Below are 18,532 nucleotides of genomic sequence, written 5' to 3' on the forward strand. Positions count from 1 at the left end.
TTTTTTCATTAGTCGGCTAATTTTTTCCTCAACCTGTCAAAATACCGACAAGAACAAGAAAACCGCCAGGGCAAAAACCCTGACGGTCCTGATTTATTTAGATGTGAACGAGCCTTTTATGTTTAGAACGGTTCGCTCTCCGCTCCCGTCATTCTCAATTCGTACATTTCCTTCGACGGTATCAATGACCATGTCGCCGCTTTCGTCGGATATCTTTATGTCACCCTTATGATTTCGAATAACCATATCGCCGGATTGATCGTGAATCTCTACATTTCCACCCGTATTTTCCATGAAGATATCACCCGAGTCGTCCTCGATCAGTTTGAGGGCCGAAGCGTCCTTGATCTTAATGTCACCGGACTGGTCACGAATCTCTACCTCTCCGTTCGTATTCGTTAATCGAATATCCCCAGAGTCATCCTCAATCGTGAGCTTTCCTGTTAGATTCGTCATGTCAATATCTCCTGATCCATCGGTAAGGGCTATCGGCAGCTGGGCAGGAACGATTACCGTTAGCGTCATATCCACATAGTTAAAACCGATATCCGTGTTCATTTCGGATCGTAGTGTTGCGGTATTCCCATCCTTCTCGAGTGTAATGATGATTTCTTCGGGTTTGACACTTTTCGATTTGATATCAGCCTCTACATGAATCGCGGTTGCTTTTTCATCACCTTTGACGATCAAATCGCCTGAATCCATAACAATATTCAACGCCTCGATGGACTCCGCAGGTAATTCAAGCTGTCTTTTTTCTTCTTCAATCTTGATCACGTTATCGTTGATCGTGCATCCGGCCAAGCCGATTCCCACAGCAATTAGACCTACTCCTATCCACTGCTTCATCTGTTTCATCTGTTTCCCCTCGATACTGGTTATTTTTACAAGATAAGTTCTATAACATCGTAGCAAAACAGCGCAGAAGAGAAATCAGGCTACAGCGTTGTTCTCTCGTCAGTCTGTAGACGGATATTCCATTGTCGAGATCGCGTCTTTTCCCTACACTACAAGTAAGAATATTTTTCTAAATAGGTTGCCTCGGAGGGTAAAACAATGGACTTGAATCGAATCCAACTTGTGACGGATGCTTTTCCGTGCTTTTCCCTTGTTCCGGAAGCCGCATGGCGCCATCCTGACATAACAGTGGAACGCTTTTCTCCCCAGCTCACGATGCAGCAGGGCCATCTGTTTGCCCACGCCGCTTTTGTATTGTCGGGCAAGGTCCGCATCTATATCATCAGTGAGTCAGGACGTGAGGTTACGTTATATCGGGTACAACGCGGGGGAGTCTGCGTCCTCATGATGGCAAGTATTTTAGGTGAGACAGGCTATGAAGCGTCTGCACAGCTAGAAGAGGAAACTGAGCTGCTGCTTTTGCCTGTAGATGTCTTCAAAGACTGGATGGATCGCTACAAGGACTTGCGTCAGTTTATTTACCGAAACATGATCAACCGAATGGTCTCCGTCACGTCTCTGGTCGAGGATATCGCGTTTAAGCCGATCAACGCCCGCATCGCCGAATTATTGCTACGTCGTACCACAGATTCTCACAATCATCTTTCCATCACCCATGAAGCGATTGCCATAGAACTCGGGACTGCCAGAGAGGTAATCAGTCGGTCACTCAAGGAGTTTGAAAAAACCGGATGGCTTCAGTTAGGCCGAGGCCGTATCACAGCTATACGCCGTGATATTCTACAGGAAAAACTTTTTCCTAGTGATTGGTGAGATTGGTGAGTAAGTTACAGAAGCAACCATCTTCTCTCTCTACAATAAAGTCGTAGTGACTACCCATGAAAGGGAGAGGATGTTTCATGTCAAAAGCACGTTCCTATTATGAATCAGCAAATTTGTCGCACATCCCAGAATTGATGAAATTGGCGCCAGATGCTGCCGCTTCTTATTTTTCTTTCGAGCGGCAAATCTACCAGCAATCCCACCAGCTTCCGGTCAAAACGAAAGAGTTGATTGCCATTGTGGTCGCTCACGTGACTGGCTGCCCTTATTGCATCGATGTTCACGTCAAAAAGTATAAAGAACTGGGCGGCACCATGGAGGAAATTATGGAGGCTCTACTCGTTGCCGCAGTGACACGTTCTGGTGCCATCTTAAGTCATGGGGTCAATGCCTTGCTCGCCTATCGTGATGCTCCTGGCAAGCCAGATTGCTTTTGCTAACCGAAATACATGACTCATCTGGAAAACTAAACAAACGAATCCAGTTTCATCAAAAGCTGGAATTCGTTTGTTTTTTTGTATGTTTGCACACTTTTTATGATCAAATGATTGCGATATTTTTCCTATCAGTGTTATGGTAAAAGTAGGCTGCTCACTTACCAAGAATTACTAACTGTTTCGAAACAGGAGGTTTTATGGCTCGTATACTGATAGCAGACGACTCCCTTGTAGTACGAGATTACATGAAAATCATTTTGGAACGGGCGGGCCATCAAGTCATTGCAGAAGCAACGAATGGATTGGACGCCTATCAAAAGTATGCGGCCCACCTTCCCGACGTGGTGACGATGGATATCAATATGCCAGGTATGAATGGCATAGAGACCGTCAAAAAAATCATCGGCACCTTCCCCGACGCCAACATCATTATGGTCAGCACCAACGGATTAAAGCCGCTCGTTTTTGAAGCAATCAACGCTGGAGCGCGCCATTATATTCTAAAACCGATCGATGAAGAACGACTTTTGGCTTCCATTACGAATTCTCTTTAGTCGATCAATCAAAAAAACTGAGGCATTGTCGCCTCAGTTTTTTTCTATGGGTCTAGCGAATGTCTTCCAACGGGATTCGGAAGATAAAGCGGGTGCCCTCTCCTTTTTCGGTATGAACATGAAGGGTTCCGCCCAACTGCTCAACCTCTTGCTTAACAATGGACAGGCCAATTCCTCTGCCCGATACGAGACTCGCATTTTCTTGCACCGTGACATGCTCCGCCAATGCCAACTTTAGCTTTTCCATATCTCCGCCCCGCCCATCATCACGAATCGTGACGCACAGGGAAGTATCCTCTTGCCAAATGCGGCATTGAATCTTGCCACTACGTTCTTTTCCGCATGCCAATCGTTCTTGTTCTTCTTCCATTCCATGATCGATGGCATTGTTGAATACGTGAACCAGGCTCCTCGCAAAATTCTCAAATCGCTCCGGATCGACCAGTACTTCTTCTGCATCCCACTCTACCGGATCGATGGTCTTATTGAGACGGATGGCAAGCTCACTTACATAGTCTTCATACCGGGACAACATGTCCTTCATGGGACGATAGCGAAGCTTGCGAATGCGGTGGAGCAGCTCCTGCTGAGCTTCCCCCTGTATCAGACTAGTGATCTCATGCTCGAAGCTTTCCCATTGCTCTTTTGCAATCGTGTACACATGCTCGTTATGATCCAGGAATCGGACCCCGAGCTTGTGCTGCATGATCGACAAATCTTGTTGCATCGCAGCTCGAACCTCTGCGAATGAGTGCTGGGCCCGCACATCCTCATCGGACAGGTGTTCTTCGGACTTTGCCCATTGAATCAACCACGACTCCAAATCATGTAGCTTTTGCGGTGTATGAATCAAGTGTAATTGGCTGAAGTCACCTTTAAACTGATGAATCTGAGCGACCAATTTGAATAGTTTCTCGGAATCCGCCAGCTCTTCTCCGAGGACCCGCTTCCACCCATCCTCAAAGAAAGCGTCAAAAGCTCGCAGTACCTTTTGGAAGAGCGGGAGACTAATCGCTACCGTTACGACCATATTCAACCTTTGCCATTCTCGCTCCATCTTGGATTTGAGCGCCCGTTGCTCACTCATATCAGTCAGAATCAGCATCAAGCCCTCTGGCGAATCTCGCCGATCTTCATAAATCGGCTTACATGCCAGCTTCAACGGCATTTGATTGATCTGGATTTCCGTAGGAAATAGACTGAGATACAGCTCTTTTTGCCCTTGGTCTTTTGCTTCAAAGTACTTTTCCAAAAGGGATTCAATAAACGCGCTGTCTTCTGGACGATCTGGGTATAGTAACTCGGCGACCGATACCCCAGCCAGTTCTCGGCCAAAAATCCGTAGACATTCCCGACTGTATTCGGAATGGACCAGCAGGTTTTTGGAAAAAGACAGGAAGCCTTGACCCGCATTGTTTAACAGATTTTTATTCGCCTGTAAAAGTGCCTGAATCTCATTGGTACGCTCTGTTACGATCTTTTCCAAGGATTGATTCCACTGCTCCAATTGATGATACAGCCTCGCATTTTCAATAAAAATCGCAATTTGCGAGAAGATCAGTCTGAGCGGCTCTGAACGTTTTTCGTTGAAAACATGTGTCGTCTCGTTGTTCTCCAAATAAATGACACCGATCATTTTGCCTTGCTGCCACAGCGGGGAGCATAGAATCGATTTCGGCTCGTGCTTCGCAATGTACGTATCACGGAAAAAGACGCCTTCAACCGAAGCGTTGTGGAGCACCAGCATCTCTTCTGTACGAATGGTGTAATTCACGACGGCGACAGAGAGCATCCCGCTATGTTCATACGGGACAGACTGCATGATCTCCACGTCCAAATCGACAGAGCCTGCCGCTTCGATGAGCCAGTCACCATCTTTTTTCAGCAGGAGGATTCCTTTCTCCGCACCTGCATTGCTCATCACCGTGCGCAGCATCGTCGCCAACAGCATTTCCAGGCGGAGCTCGCTAGCAATCGTTTGCGACGCCTTGATGACACTCATCAAATCGACGAGGTCTGCTGTCTGGTCAGTCGTGGCAATCTCTGCGGAAGCTCCCAAGCTTCTTGCCCGTTGCAAAAGATAAGGGTAACGTTCCCCAATCTCTCGTGCCTTGGCGACCGCTCCCCAAAGCATGTAAACCTCGTGCGCCTCGGTCATGTATACCTTCGCAATCGTTTCGAGTCCGAGTGCCAAGTAATGCTGGGCAGCCAATTCATTTGCCATTGCCTCGTTTTGCAAAAAAACATCTTTTTTGGCGAGTTGAACCGCCTTTTCATAAAAAGGACCTGCTTCTTGTTTTTTCTCAGTGACACGCAGCCACTCAGCATACATCAGCAACCACTTGTGCTGAAAATTTTCTGGGCATTCCTTTGCCCACGTCTTCATCTTTTTGATATTTGCTTTGATTTTTTTCCCATACTTCGATTTTTTTTGACGGTTGGCGTTCTCATAGAGCCCTGTTAATGCCAGTGTTTGCATAAAAACTTGCTGGCTGACAAGAACTTGTCCGCTGACCGAATCCATCCATTGCTCCGCTTCGTCCAGCAGCTCGGCAGCCTCCAGGTGATTCCCGTACATGAGATGAACCATCGATTTATAATAGTGGTACATGTACCGTTTGTAGCTGTTTCCTTCTTTTTGCAGGTTGCTTACATATGCCGCTTCGTCAAATCCATCATGGCAAAACGCCGTTCGTTCATCGTCGGACCACCGTGTAAAAGTATGCAGCGCCTGGCGCAATAACAGGAGTCGATCATCGTGATCAACCACCTTGATTTGTTGAATCATATCGCTGTATTCCTCGATTTGCTGCTCCAATTCCTCCACTGGCACACCGCAATAAAGCATGGCCTCCAAAAGCCCATGGGCATTGTAGGCAGCATAAATGTTGCCGCCACCGTCCAAGCCGAGCTGAATCGCTTTTTTCAGGAGAGGGATATTCGTCCGCGCATGCTCGCACCAGTGATTGATCAGTAGGGCAAACGCGCCATACGCCTTTGTCATGGCGATTGGATCGGCGAAGCTGTCTGCTACACGGCAAGCCACTTGTCCAAATTCGTAAGCCTCTCGATAATTTCCGAATTGAGCAGCTTGTACGATCCCGTAACCGGTATAACCGTTTGCCGAGGCGACCGCGTTTCCGTGCACGAGCGACAGATGCAGAGCACGCAAAATCGTTAAAGCAAACCAATTGAGATTGACATAGTAAGCAGATGGCCCGGCGTAGCTGATAATGCTCATCGCCATCTGATAATTTTCATCAGGAACATCCGGCAAATACAGCAGCTCATCTATTTTCCGGCCTTTGAGGCGGCGTTTGATGTGAAACATTTCCTTAATGATATCGAGCTTGCCAGGCTTTTTGGGAATCGGTACACCCAATAACCCCAAGGCTTCGCTTGCGATCTCCATGACACGCGGAAATTCAGCCAGTCGCGTATACATACGAATTTCCATTTCCAAAATGCGTACTCGTTCTCGGTCTGTTTTGGCATGCTGGATCCCGCGTTCAAACAATTGTTTTGCCTCATCCAATTGGTTACAGAGGTACGTCGTCTCCGCAGACAACGCACACAACTCCATGGTCAGATCATGATTGTGCTGCCAGCCCTCATCCCCGACCAGCTCAAGACCACGTTGGAAGTACTGCAAGGCCGACTCAAATGCCGCAGAGGATTTCGCTTTTTGTCCAGCGAGCAAATGACAGTGCGCTACATGCATCCGCTCCGCCTGATCGGCCAGTATATCTTTGCCCCGATACATATGATCGCAAATTTCGAACAGGAAGCCAGATTCGCTTCCTTGGGGCATTTCCCACATCATCCTGCCCAGCTTGACGTGAATCTGTCCGCGCTCTGCCTCTGCTAACAACGAATAGGCGGCCTGTTGAATTCGATCATGCACAAAGCGGAAACGAATCCTCATCTGAGACGCCACTTCTTCTTCCACGAGCGCAGCGTAATTCAGATATTCGGCTCCTTCAATCGGATAGATGAGACCTTCCTCAATCGCAGGCCGTATATGCTGGATGGCTTCTGACTCCGTTTGATTTCGTGACTTGGCTATCAAATGAAGCAAAAACGAGTTACCCAGACAAGCAGCATAACCGAGCTGCTGCTGAGTGGAATCAGGCAATCTTCTCATTTTTTCTACGAGAAAATCGGCCACATTTTCCGTCGTACCCAGCTTCTCGATTTCGGTCAAATCCCATTGCCAGTTCCGTTCTTCTCTCACATAGCACAGCAAGTTCCGATCATACAGTGTTTTAATGAATTCTCTTACATAAAACGGATTCCCAGCTGTTTTTTGCATAATAATCGTAACCAGCGGCTTCGTCATATCCGGATCACTATGCAACGCATCCGCTAGCATCGCATTGAATTCGGGTTCTCGAAGCGGCAATAACGTGAATTGGCGCAAAATGCGGCTCTTGATGCCTGTCTCTGTCAAAAGGGCAATCAACGGATTCATCGTACTGCCATCATGCTCACGATAAGCGCAAATCAACAGAAAATGACTGATCTGCATATCCGCAACCAACTCTCGGATCAGGAAAAGCGAAGAAGAATCCGCCCACTGTAAATCATCCAGGAACAGGACGAGTGGATGGTCTGATCGCGCCCAAATCCGAATAAAGCGTTGCATCACCCATTGAAAGCGATTTTTTGCTTCTGCCGCAGGCAGCTCAGGCACTGCAGGCTGTGTGCCGATCACTGCCTCAAGCTGTGGAATGACATCCACGATCACTTGACCAAGTCCTTGCATGGCGTCAAGTATCATCTCTCGCCAAGCAAGCAGCTCGCGTTCGTGGCCTGCCAAGAGCTGCTTGATCAAATCCTGAAAGATTTGAATGATGGCCGAATACGGAACGGCCTGATTATATTGGTCGAACTTTCCTGATACAAACCGGCCCCGGCCTCTCAAAAACGCTTTTTGCGCTTCCAGCACGAGAGCAGATTTACCCACGCCAGCAGAGCCACTGAGGAGAACCATCCTCGTAGCGCCGTTCGTGACTTGCTCAAATGCATCGATGAGCATCTGGATTTCTTGCTCACGCCCATACAGCCTCTCTGGAATCCGCAAGTGATCAGCACGGTCTTCTAAAGCAAGCAGAAAAGGCGTAATCAAACCGTTTTGTTCAAGCTGGTCGTAGCAGCGCTGCAGGTCTGCCAGTAAGCCAGACATGCTAAAGTAGCGATCCTCTGTATTTTTTGACAGACACTTCATCACAATGTCCGATAGAATCTCTGGAACGGATGGTTTTACACTGGAGGGAGCGAGCGGCTTTCTCGCCATATGAGCATGTATGAGTTCAAGCATGTCCGAAGTTAAAAAGGGCAGCTTTCCAGTCAACAACTCGTAGAGCGTGACACCAAAAGAATAAATATCGGAGCGGTAATCGACGGTACGATTCATTCTCCCCGTCTGCTCCGGCGAGACGTAGCGAAGATTCCCCTTCCATTCTTTTGGATTCATCACACTTTGGTATTCCTGGTGGCATTTAGACGCCAACCCAAAGCTAACAAGCTTTACCTCATAGGTTTCAGGATGAACCAGGATATGATCGGGATTTACATCCTTATGAATGATTCCGTGCTGATGGATTTCCTTCAGGCAGGTAGCCATGCGGACCGCAATGAAGAGCATCTCCTTCAGTGACAGTCCTTTCATTTTCATAAGCAAGGAGAGCGGCACTCCCCCGAAATCTTCCGTAATCATGACCGTCTCACGGTTGTGATTAACGAGTTCGATGATCGTTTCCACTGCATGGGATTCCAATGATTGAAGAATGCGATATTCATGCTTCAGTTTCCACAGAGATTCTTTATGGGAAGGTCCTTCCATCGGTACTTTGAATAAGACAGGGAGATTGTCGTTATTTCTATAACCCCGATACATTCCCAATTTTGAATGAGTGGAAAGAAACTCTGCCACCCTATACCCTGGAACCACGATCATGCCGCTCATACTATCCACTCCATCTTTAGGTAGAACATCCTATCTTTTTAATTGTTGCCCCGGAACAAATAATCTATATTTAATCTATATTCTGTCTTAATATAATCTCTTTTTACTATTTTTCAAGGAGGTATAGTTTTGCCAAATTTAAGTCGCAGTGTAAGTAACCCGCACAATCATGAAGTGGTTACCTTTCTAAAGACAACGGAAGAAACGAATGGCGAATATTTGTTATTCCGTACCGATCTTCCACCGGATAACGGGATTTTTCTACACTATCATACAAAACTTGTCGAAACCTTTGAAGGTGTAATTGGAAATTTAGAGGTAACCATTGATGGAAAAAAAGTAATCCTGAAGCCGGGAGAGAAGCTAACCATTCCGACAGACAAGGTTCATGGGTTCCACAACCCCTCCAACGAATTCGTCAGCTTCGATGTCGAAATCCGTCCGGCAGGTACTTTCGAAGCGTTTGTCCGCTGTGGATACGGGCTCGATACAGACGGGCGCAGCTTTTATTTGCCGATTCTCAAGCAGTATATCCCGAAAAATATTCTCCTCTTGGGAACGATCTTTCAGATGGGGCAGTTTTACCTCCCAATCATTCCACGCTTCCTGCAAAAAGGCATGTTCGCTGTGTTCGCTGCACTGGCTCGTTGGACAGGCTCAGATAAGTCGCTCGAAAAATACTACAAAACCTCTCCAGCTGCACCAGTCTCCCATTCCGAAATCGAGCAAACAGCGCAAAAGACGATGCAAGGATAAAATGGGAAAGACACCATAGGATTACTCCAGCTTGGTGTCCTCCACACATTGTTTTATCGTGTAAGCTCGTGTAACTACTTCACCGTATCAGAGCGTGAAGCTCCTCTTGCACGTTGTTTTGGCACATGCCTCCATGATAACAAATAATACTATTAATTTCCAAGTTCTCGAATTTTTTTAATGAGTTTACTGCCATTTCCATATCGAGAGTATTTTGGGGAATCGGTCCTCGCAGTGCTTTGTTCATGTACACCATAGCATCGCCTGCTATCAAGGTCTTGCTATCTTGTATATAAAGGCTGATATGCCCCGGCGTATGTCCAGGGGTATGAATGATGCGAATTCCCCCACAATACGGCAGAATCTCTGCGTCTGCCAGAGTCTTGTGCACCATTGCCTTTGGCGGATTTTCACAAAGCCATTGCAAGTGCTCGCGTTCCTTTTCAGGCAACATCGCAAGTAAAGGGGCCATGCTTTTGGGGTTTGCTTTGAGGAGAGGGAGTGTGCCTTCAATATACGGCTGATCTAGCTCATGCGCGTATATTTCAACCTGTCCGCCAAGCTCACGAACGATTTCTGGAAGACTGCCGATATGATCAAGGTCCTGATGTGTCAAAATGATTGCCTGTAAACGCTCAGGTGGTATGCCAGCACGGCTCATCTCCTGACGAATGGTCTCCCATGAACCAGGCATTCCTGTATCTACCAATACCGCTCGGTCATCATCCCAAAGCAAGGTGGGATAGATCACCATCGGCTTGCCAAATGCCTCTCCTTGTAACGGAATCATTTTCACACCTGTGTTAGCTTTCATACCTATTCCTCCTCACACCATTTCATCGTACAACTACTTTTTTATCACGGAGCGAGGAGTTATTTCAACAGAAAAATATTTTATTATATCACAAATAAAAATATTTGTCAATATATTTTCAAGACATCTTTTTGTACAACAAAGACCCCCGAAATACGCGGTCGCTCCTACCATAGCAGACCGCGTTGGCGTTTTATTAACTTAAGGTGTCGTTGTCTGAACAGGCTGCCCACCCGTTGATGCATCTTGGCTTCGCTCCCCAAGAACGCCACGGACAGGTTGGATGTCAGGCTCGTCCACCATCAACCGATAAACCGGCACGAACACAGCCGGTGGGCGGATTGGTTCAGGCTGTGTTTCAGGTGGCTGTACGTGCGTACTCGTACCTCCCCAAACCATATAGCCTCCCCACGCTCCGGCACCTAGCAAGACAACTGCGCTGGATATCACCGTAGCTTTGTGCCGAAACAGCTTCACGAGCGGATTGGCTGTTTCGCTGCGCACCTCGTCCAAAAGCTTGCGGAAATCAGCATTCCGGATCGCATACCACCGTTTTCGCCATTCTTTATCCCGCAATCTCCTGCCTTTCTCCTCAAGAAAGAAGGCCTTCAATGCTTGTCTGTATGCAGGCAGCAAATACTTTCCTTCAAAAAACATCCGCTGGCTCATCGTCCATTGGATAAAGGACAATGTAACGGCTTCTCCACCATTTTGCTGAATATACTCCAGCAATTCTGCAAAATGGAAGCCTTCCTGACCAAAATGATCTTCCCGGTAAAAGACCAGCGGCACTTGTGGGAACTCGTCAGCATGGAGCGGTTTACTCAACATATTCTGGATCATTCTTTGCTGCACGGAAATCGCTTCCCGATCCCATTTTCGGAAAAACTCTGCCGGGTGTGGCGTGCTTCTCTCTTCATGCAGCTTCGCCAGATTCATGAGCATTTCTTGCTTGTGGCGACTCTCCATATCCAGCGTTCCGAAAAAGCTCTGTGGCTTCTCCTCCAAGAGGGCGATGAGAACTTGGAAATCATCCTTGGATAGCGTGTCTAGCGCGACGAGCTTCATCAAGGACTTGTCCAGCTCATCCAACAGCTCATCGGCATAGCTGCGTGCCCCATCGATGCTTTCAAAGAACTGGTGGATGGTAATGGCGGCAGCGAGCTTTTGACGTTCACGCGCAAATAGACGTAAAACTTTTTCCGTCGTGGTTGTAATAAAGACAGCATTACGCATAGCTTGCGGTTCTGTTTCTGTCCAAAACCGGATTTCCTTTAGCATCTGGTCCAAACTGGTCACGGCGGCTACCCGCTCGGTCATATAGTCCTCAAAGAGCGGCTTCACCAACTGTGGATAGCCGAAAATCGTCCGCATCATGAAGCCAAACAGTTCCCGGTTGCTGGACAAATGCTTGTACACCTCTGCCACGTAGCTGCTTTGTCTCGAGGTCTTGGCCTTCATCAACACATCCATCAGGAAGCGGATCAAATCCATTTGCAGGCGTTCCTGCCTGGTGACACGGTAGGATTCAATCATTTGCTTGATCGTCTCTCCGTCAGGCAGCTGTTTGGACGAAAGCGCCTCTACCTCGATCCGCATTAGCATTTCCTGAAGCTCGATCAGCCGTTTCTTGCGGGTCAAGCTGCTGTGCCCTAAATAGCTGTTCAGCGCCTGCCAAACACCCGCCCGCTTGCTCTCATACACGGACGTTCGTCCCTTTTCAATCAAATACAGTGCGCACAGCTCATAGTACGTACGAATGTTCAAGGCTAGTGCATGGTCTGCTCCAGCCAGCACTTCCTCACAAAATTCGTGGAACGCATCCAGACTCCGTAGCTCATTCACATACTCCCAAGCAAAGTCGAGGTATTCGTGTCCTCCGTCCTGCAAATCGACGTTCTGAACGCGACCAAGGGAGAAGTCGAACAAAAAGTCTTTGTCACTGTGCCCCCCGCCTGGGCGTATGCTTCCTTTTTCCACGAACGTGACGTGGATATGCTTCTTGCTCTGTGGCTCGTTGCTAAAAGTGAGAAAACCAAAATGTCTGCGCATCTCATAAGGCAGACAACTGTACAAAATCTCCAACAATTGAGCAGCACTCTTGGATGAGGCACTAATATCCACATCCAGGCTGATGAACACCTTCTTTTTCGCTGCGAGCGAGGACATCACGGCAAAGAGGAGCTGTTTGAATAAACGCTCATCGACGCCCAATTGCCCAAGCAGCTGTTTTCGATCTTGCGACAAGCCTTTTTCTGAAGGGATGTCATCGACGGCAGGAAGCTCCTTGCCCGCTGCATCGTCGTGGCGATCTGCAAAAATACGCACTCCGAAAATCTTGCCAGGGTTCTTGATAAACTCATCCCGGCGCTCTACCGGAATGATATAGTTGTGGCTGAAAAACGTATTGCGCTGCCCGGTAAAGTCCGCTCCGACAAATACACTTCTACCGAGAACCATCTCACCTGATTCGGCCTGGAAGCTGACAAGCGCCTCGGGGAAGAGCGCCAGATTGCTTTCCGCCCGCTCTTGAAGCTGTCTCGGCGCGTCGTACACGCAAAAAGGATGGAGCGTCTTCTTGATGAATTGGTTATCCAGCCCTGGCGTTTTGGCGACAGTATCGTATCCTTCGTTCGAACGGAAAACCCCTTGTCGCCCGCGGGTGTAGTACTGCTGCAAAATGGGCTGACGGTTGCTCACTACCGCTCCCTCCCCTCGATGTAATCAAGCTGGTGCATCAGCCAAATAAACGGTTCATCGACGCGAATCGGCGTCACGACACCGCTCACCCTTTGATTGACTGGATTGCTCCCCAGCGCAGATACAGCGAAATAGGCCGTATTCGTAAAGTAAACATCCAACGCGTCTTTAAACGGTCTGTCCACCTTTTCGATGAATCGGCGGATTTCACCATCGATGTTTTCGAATTCAGTCGTATTTAAATATTGTTCATGGACGAAATTGCGGAAAACATTGCTGTTCGACTTGATGTATTCACCGTCTTCTTCCTTGATCAGATGCAGCATGTCGCTCTTCGTCAACACGACAGCAGTCGGAATATGTGTCTTGCTCTGCTCCTGATAGCCGATAAAGTTCTCGAACAGCGTAATAACGACCTCACGCGGCTCGTCGTACCTTGCCGTGAATTCCCCTGGCTCATCCCCTGCTTGCAGCATGACCCGATCGCGAATCGTCTTGATTTGCAGCGGATCGATCAGGAACAATATGCCAGACGAGTTTTTCACATGCGCCGCATACAGCTCCAAATACTCGCGGTCGACCATTCCCTCGCCCGCTACGTCAAAAAACACCAGGATCAACGGTGCCTTGTCGCTATCCTTGAAAATGAACTGGAAGATGAACGGCTCCTGACGCTTTTCTTTTTGCGTGGAATCAAGCAACTGTCCGCGTTCAAACAACGGTGCCTCGTAGTTCTCCCGGAACTTGCGGCTAATCTGCGCATTGAGCGGCATACACGCTGCATTGAAGTGATTCGCTGTGGTGTTCTGCAAGGTATGAATCAATGAGGTCATGTAAACGGACTTACCGACCTGGGACGCCCCGACAATCGAAATAATGTTGCTCGGCGCTTTACCCGCTGTAATCGGCAGCTCGTTGTGGCATTTCGGGCATAATCTGCGTTTGGAAACCACACCATATCGGTCGGTCACACCTGCGAGGACGTTATCGACGTACAAATAGTTTTCCTCCGGGATGGATTCAGGATCGATCACCGCCTCCAGCTCGTCGATGGCATCCAGTCCGAATTTATCCCGATACGCATTGAGAATCTCATCCTCCTGCAACGCGTAGTCTTCGTCGTCCTGGCGATGATGTGTGGCACGGAAGACAACTTGGTCCGGTCCGTATTTGGCGAAGCAGTACGGGCAGACAATATCGTAAAAAGGAAGCCGTTCCTTGACCAGCGGCTTCTTTTCAAACATGTTTTTCAAAAACGACAGCATGGCGCATCCCCTCCTATTCAGGAATCAGTTCGTACATTTCTCCGTATTTTTTCCCGTCCGTAAAAAACAGGCGGACGACGTCTTTTTTCCTGACCTCGATCTCCGGCATCAGATTGACACCGGGCTCGAGATCACGAATGAAATTGTATCGGGTACCATCATCCTTGTGGGCGGGAGGAGAGCCTTCTTTTTTTACGTAGCAGAGTACGTCCCGCGCGATCGGAATCTCTGAAAAAATGCGAATCTGCAACGATTGATGCTTGCTAAACCAGCTTCCGCCCCGTTTGAACGAGTAGTAGATTTTGGCCTTTCCTGTGCTGACATGGATCACATGGGCATCCCCGTCTGGCATGAGCAGAATCGGCTTGCCATTTTCCAATCGGCAAGGAAAGATGCGGTATGTGTACCGGCCGATGCCGTCTGTTTTTTCCCGCAGCCCTTTGTGGACTTTGTATTCCTCTCGGGTATACAGCTTGAACTGACGATCATCCAGCTCGTTTACGTCAAAAGGGGCGCCAAACTGCGACTTGTGCACGTACACGCAGGGAATATCCTGCGCCCAATGCCAATTGAGCACGTATTCGCTCCCTTGATACTGGCAGGTGACGTCCTTGATGAAGGTTTCTGTTGTTTCCTCCCGATTAATCATGATTCATCATGCTCCCTTTACTCAAACCGCTTGCTGCTTTGGCTCCCGGCGTCCAACGCACGAGGGTTTTGTCTGTTGTTCAGTCTGCGCTTTGCAAAAGACGATCCGCCACTCGTAGATGTTGGCACAAAGAGAGTGAACAATGTCAGGATGACGGCGAGCAAGGAACACGCCAGCAAACGTACCACCATATCGAGCAAGTCGATCGACGACAGACCCATTTCCAAAACGAGTCCGGCTAACAGTCCTGATACCGCCCCGCCAATCGTGAAGCTCTTGGCCAGATGGCGATTGTCAAAAATCAGACCCAGCGCCAAGCCGAGCAAAGCACCGATGATCAGAACACTGACCACACGGGTAATCGCGTAAAACATGCTTTCTTCTGTCGCTCCTGTCCGCTCGGAAACGATATTGCGGTCTGTTCGGCTCATATCGTAAATCTGACCAAAGATTCCTGACATTTGGTCAGCGTGTTCAACATTGAAGTAGCTACCGCCAGTCTCAGCAGCGATCTTTTGCAGCAGCGCCGTTCCGTCTGCATCGATTTGGCTCATGCCTACCGTATGGACAATCACTTGGTTTTGCTTGTACGGTGCAAGTGCGGCAGGGACATCCAGATCACTATAGCCGTCTGACATCAGCACGACCGTACTGTTTGCCATTTGATCGGCCTGCATCTGGTCCAGCCCCGCTTGCAGAGCCAGGTCGATCCGGGTGCCTCCATCCGTTCGCGGATATTGGAGCAGCTTCTTTACAACCTCATCCTTCGCGGACTGGCTACTCAGCTCGGTGAGGGGTTGCAGCACATTCGTTTGATCGTGAAACGTAACCACTGCTATGTTCATGTCACTGTCCATACGCTGCACCATGTCGGCTGCTGCTTTGAACAATTGGTTATCCGGGTCAGACGACTGCATACTGCCTGACGTATCCAGAACCATCACAATATTGTTGGCCCCACTGGCCTGTTGAAATGATGACCCGTACAGCAGCTGAAGCAGCAACGCCACTACGCCCACCATCAAAAACGTGCTGGGCACGAGCATTTTCCAGGAAAAGCCCAGATAGCGCTGCTTCCAACCGACTCCATTCAGTCGTGGCGAGATCATTTCCGCAATGAGGCACATCAGTCCTACGAAAAAGGCATATTGACCAAAATAAAGTCCCATTAACAACCATTGCGGTATTTCTCCGGACAGCTTGCCGAGCATGACTTCCCCGACCAAAAATCCGATCACGCCACCTACCAGACTACAAACTAGCATGAGTAAGCTTACCCTTCTCTGACTCATGATGACTCATCTCCTCCCACGCGGCGAAAGACAAACCCGCTGTCCTCATAGGAAGCATGGTATTTCTTGTTATTGCGGTAAAACATCAACTCTTCCATGCCGAATCCACCCATCAGGTTCATTTTTTCTATCCCGCTTTTTTGTTCCTCGTGGATGCAGCCCAGCTTGTAGGTTCGTGTGCTCTCATCCTTGTGCAGCGCATACTGGACAAAGTCGTTGTGAATATCGGCAAACAAATACTTCTCCTCATAACGATGCTTTTGCAAGAAATGGAACACTTCGATGTGAACCGCTGCGCGCTCTTCCAGCACCAATGCCAGATCGAGGAACAAATCCTCCTTCGTCAGCACGGTGCGGTTATCGTAAGCAGCCCCGACGTTGGCACGCGCAAGCAGCTCCGCCTCAAAAGATAAAGCAAATGGCGCACGGGTGAGAATCTCGTTCCGGCAAAATTGACACAGCCTCTCCACGAGTCCGGCGAGTCGATTCCCGCTGAGCAAAGCGCCGCTGCCAATATACCGTTGTTCCATGTAAAAATCACTGCCGCGTGAAGCTTCTAATGACCGGATCGTTTCATGGACCACCGATTCGTAATATTCGTCCACGTTTTTGCCCAAGTAGTCAGTCGCTTCTCGAACACTCGTCTGGGCGATTTCTCGTAGTTGCTTATGCAAGGCTTCCAGCTGCTCGACTTGCTCACCTAACTGCCGGTGAATCTGCTCTGCCTGTTTCTCATAGCTCACAAGGATTGAGAGCATCATCTCCCAATCCAGCAGCTCCAGCTTTTTGCCATAAACAGCGTCCAGCAAATGGCGAATAAAGGTCCGCACACGCTCCTTATCCCGTGTGAAAAACCCTCCTACGCGAATGTCCTGCCGCTCCACTCGCTCTTGGTAGAGATCGACAAGCTCGGCTTTAATCTGTTCAACCTGTCGAGATGTCTCGCGAATTCCTGTGCGCAGCTCATCCAGCAGGTTTGCTCCATTGGCGTGTTCGGCTGTGAGATAGTAAGCCGCATACAGCCCAAGCCGTTCATCCTCGATAATTCCTTTCTGAATCAAATCAGCCAAAGACTCCTGAGACAGCATGTGCTCCAGACGTTTACGCGCCCCGGAAACGACATTCGCCTCAAAAAAGGCTTGGCTGCTACCGTCAAACAAAGCCAGCTCCGCTTCACGCATATTCATACTGCAAAGCTCGCTGTAGCTGATGCCAGAGGTCATGAGCCCCGTCATTTCCTCCAGGATGTGATCCTCAGGGAGGATGCCAGCCAGTTTTCGCTGCAAATCATGCGCCGTCAATCCGAGCTTCTCTCTCGCTTTTGTTTTCGGCAACACCTCGCCGTCCTGAAGTCGCTCCCAATAGCGGTCAAATACGGCGGATAGCACCGTCAGCGCAATTGCATGAGTCGGTCGCTTTATCTTGGATAGACCAGCCGACGCAAACTTGGTCTGCCCATGATCAACTGTGATGCTACGCATAAACTGCAGCTTGTTATAGCCCTCATTGCTTTCATGGAACTCTGACTCTACCTTTTTGTTGTTCAAAAGCACCAGCTTGCTGATCAGCTCGTAATTTTCCTGCATGCCGCCTTCGATAAACAAGCCATGCTCTGTCTTGTCACTCAATAGGTACGCCAGTGAAAATAACGGTGTGTTCACATGCTCCACAGGCAGTTTTACGAGATCCTCCGTTACCAAGAGATTCGCTCGATAGCTGTAGTCGCTCCGCTGATAGCGATTGACCTCTTCCAAAAAGCTGACCGAGAGCGCTGTCGAGAACCCGAATGCTTCCCCGTTGTTCTTTTCCTGAAGCAGGACATACAGGTCGACGGATACGTTTTTAAACAGCTCGTTGAGGTAGCCCTTGAGAAGCAGCGTCAGCTCTGGCAAAAGGATCGTGGCAGGGTCATCCGCCCTTGCCACGACGGCAATATTGACTTGCTGAAAAGCAGTGAACAACTTGCCCATTTCCGCTACCCGCACGCTTGCCAGCTTCATCACCTTGTTCAATTCCATGGTGACCGCTTCATCGAGTAAAAAACGCTCGTGAATCGATGTACGCATCTTTTTCTTGTCGGTATCTGCCTGCGGCAAGCGGCAACCAATTACTTGCGGATGCTCCCACGTTTTGTCCTGATACGCATGGACATAAAGAACACCGTGACCATTTTGCCAATTGCGCTCGTTGTGAGCACGAACAGCTTGCAGTGCCTCTACGCTCTTATCCCCGAGAAAAAGGAAGAGTACGGGGTTTTGAATGCTTCGCTGTCCGTTTCCGCTATCCAGTTGTCTTTCCAATTCCGTAACGTATTGGGTCGCGAACTCTCCAATCAAATCCCTCATGCTTCCTCCTCG

At 48.8% G+C, this 18,532-nt stretch carries 12 protein-coding genes; 4 read left to right on the forward strand and 8 right to left on the reverse strand.

Annotated features, from left to right (window positions below; genetic code table 11):
• Positions 1 to 93 precede the first annotated feature (93 nt).
• The gene (locus tag ACKKE8_RS30495; RefSeq protein ID WP_409176284.1) at positions 94 to 858 is read right to left on the reverse strand and encodes a DUF4097 family beta strand repeat-containing protein; all 765 of its coding nucleotides are present in this window, start codon (positions 856 to 858) and stop codon (positions 94 to 96) included.
• 198 nt (positions 859 to 1,056) lie between these two features.
• On the opposite strand from ACKKE8_RS30495, the gene ACKKE8_RS30500 reads away from it, so the two are divergent.
• From ACKKE8_RS30500 to ACKKE8_RS30510, 3 genes are all read left to right on the forward strand, one after another.
• Positions 1,057 to 1,731, forward strand: coding sequence for a Crp/Fnr family transcriptional regulator (locus ACKKE8_RS30500; protein WP_409176285.1), 675 nt, complete (start codon positions 1,057 to 1,059; stop codon positions 1,729 to 1,731).
• 86 nt (positions 1,732 to 1,817) lie between these two features.
• The gene (locus ACKKE8_RS30505) at positions 1,818 to 2,180 is read left to right on the forward strand and encodes a carboxymuconolactone decarboxylase family protein (protein WP_088909948.1); all 363 of its coding nucleotides are present in this window, start codon (positions 1,818 to 1,820) and stop codon (positions 2,178 to 2,180) included.
• Positions 2,181 to 2,374: 194 nt separating this feature from the next.
• The gene (locus ACKKE8_RS30510) at positions 2,375 to 2,731 is read left to right on the forward strand and encodes a response regulator (protein WP_409176286.1); all 357 of its coding nucleotides are present in this window, start codon (positions 2,375 to 2,377) and stop codon (positions 2,729 to 2,731) included.
• A gap of 52 nt (positions 2,732 to 2,783) precedes the next feature.
• Here the strand turns inward: ACKKE8_RS30510 and ACKKE8_RS30515 are convergent, their stop codons facing one another.
• Positions 2,784 to 8,699, reverse strand: a complete 5,916-nt coding sequence (locus tag ACKKE8_RS30515; RefSeq protein WP_409176287.1) for an AAA family ATPase — start codon at positions 8,697 to 8,699, stop codon at positions 2,784 to 2,786.
• Between the two features lie 129 nt (positions 8,700 to 8,828).
• On the opposite strand from ACKKE8_RS30515, the gene ACKKE8_RS30520 reads away from it, so the two are divergent.
• On the forward strand, positions 8,829 to 9,455 hold the full coding sequence (locus ACKKE8_RS30520) for a cupin domain-containing protein (protein WP_409176288.1): 627 nt from the start codon (positions 8,829 to 8,831) through the stop codon (positions 9,453 to 9,455).
• Positions 9,456 to 9,534: 79 nt separating this feature from the next.
• Here the strand turns inward: ACKKE8_RS30520 and ACKKE8_RS30525 are convergent, their stop codons facing one another.
• From ACKKE8_RS30525 to ACKKE8_RS30550, 6 genes are all read right to left on the reverse strand, one after another.
• Positions 9,535 to 10,269, reverse strand: a complete 735-nt coding sequence (locus tag ACKKE8_RS30525) for an MBL fold metallo-hydrolase (RefSeq protein ID WP_409176289.1) — start codon at positions 10,267 to 10,269, stop codon at positions 9,535 to 9,537.
• Between the two features lie 201 nt (positions 10,270 to 10,470).
• Complete coding sequence (locus tag ACKKE8_RS30530; protein ID WP_409176290.1) at positions 10,471 to 12,969, reverse strand: hypothetical protein; 2,499 nt, start codon at positions 12,967 to 12,969, stop codon at positions 10,471 to 10,473.
• Positions 12,969 to 14,234: a TRAFAC clade GTPase domain-containing protein gene (locus ACKKE8_RS30535; RefSeq protein WP_409176291.1), complete on the reverse strand. Its 1,266-nt coding sequence runs from the start codon at positions 14,232 to 14,234 to the stop codon at positions 12,969 to 12,971. Before ACKKE8_RS30535 ends, ACKKE8_RS30530 begins: the two co-directional genes overlap by 1 nt.
• Before the next feature lie 13 nt (positions 14,235 to 14,247).
• Positions 14,248 to 14,883 carry a beta-mannanase gene (locus ACKKE8_RS30540; protein WP_069849893.1) on the reverse strand — a complete coding sequence of 212 codons (636 nt, stop codon included), beginning with the start codon at positions 14,881 to 14,883 and terminating at the stop codon, positions 14,248 to 14,250.
• A 17-nt stretch (positions 14,884 to 14,900) separates the two neighbouring features.
• The gene (locus ACKKE8_RS30545; RefSeq protein WP_409176292.1) at positions 14,901 to 16,175 is read right to left on the reverse strand and encodes a vWA domain-containing protein; all 1,275 of its coding nucleotides are present in this window, start codon (positions 16,173 to 16,175) and stop codon (positions 14,901 to 14,903) included.
• The gene (locus ACKKE8_RS30550) at positions 16,172 to 18,520 is read right to left on the reverse strand and encodes a hypothetical protein (RefSeq protein WP_409176293.1); all 2,349 of its coding nucleotides are present in this window, start codon (positions 18,518 to 18,520) and stop codon (positions 16,172 to 16,174) included. The genes ACKKE8_RS30545 and ACKKE8_RS30550 overlap by 4 nt, the downstream gene beginning before the upstream one ends.
• Positions 18,521 to 18,532 lie beyond the last annotated feature (12 nt).

The sequence above is a fragment of the Brevibacillus fortis genome, assembly GCF_046196545.1.
Taxonomy (GTDB): Bacteria; Bacillota; Bacilli; order Brevibacillales; family Brevibacillaceae; genus Brevibacillus; species Brevibacillus fortis_A.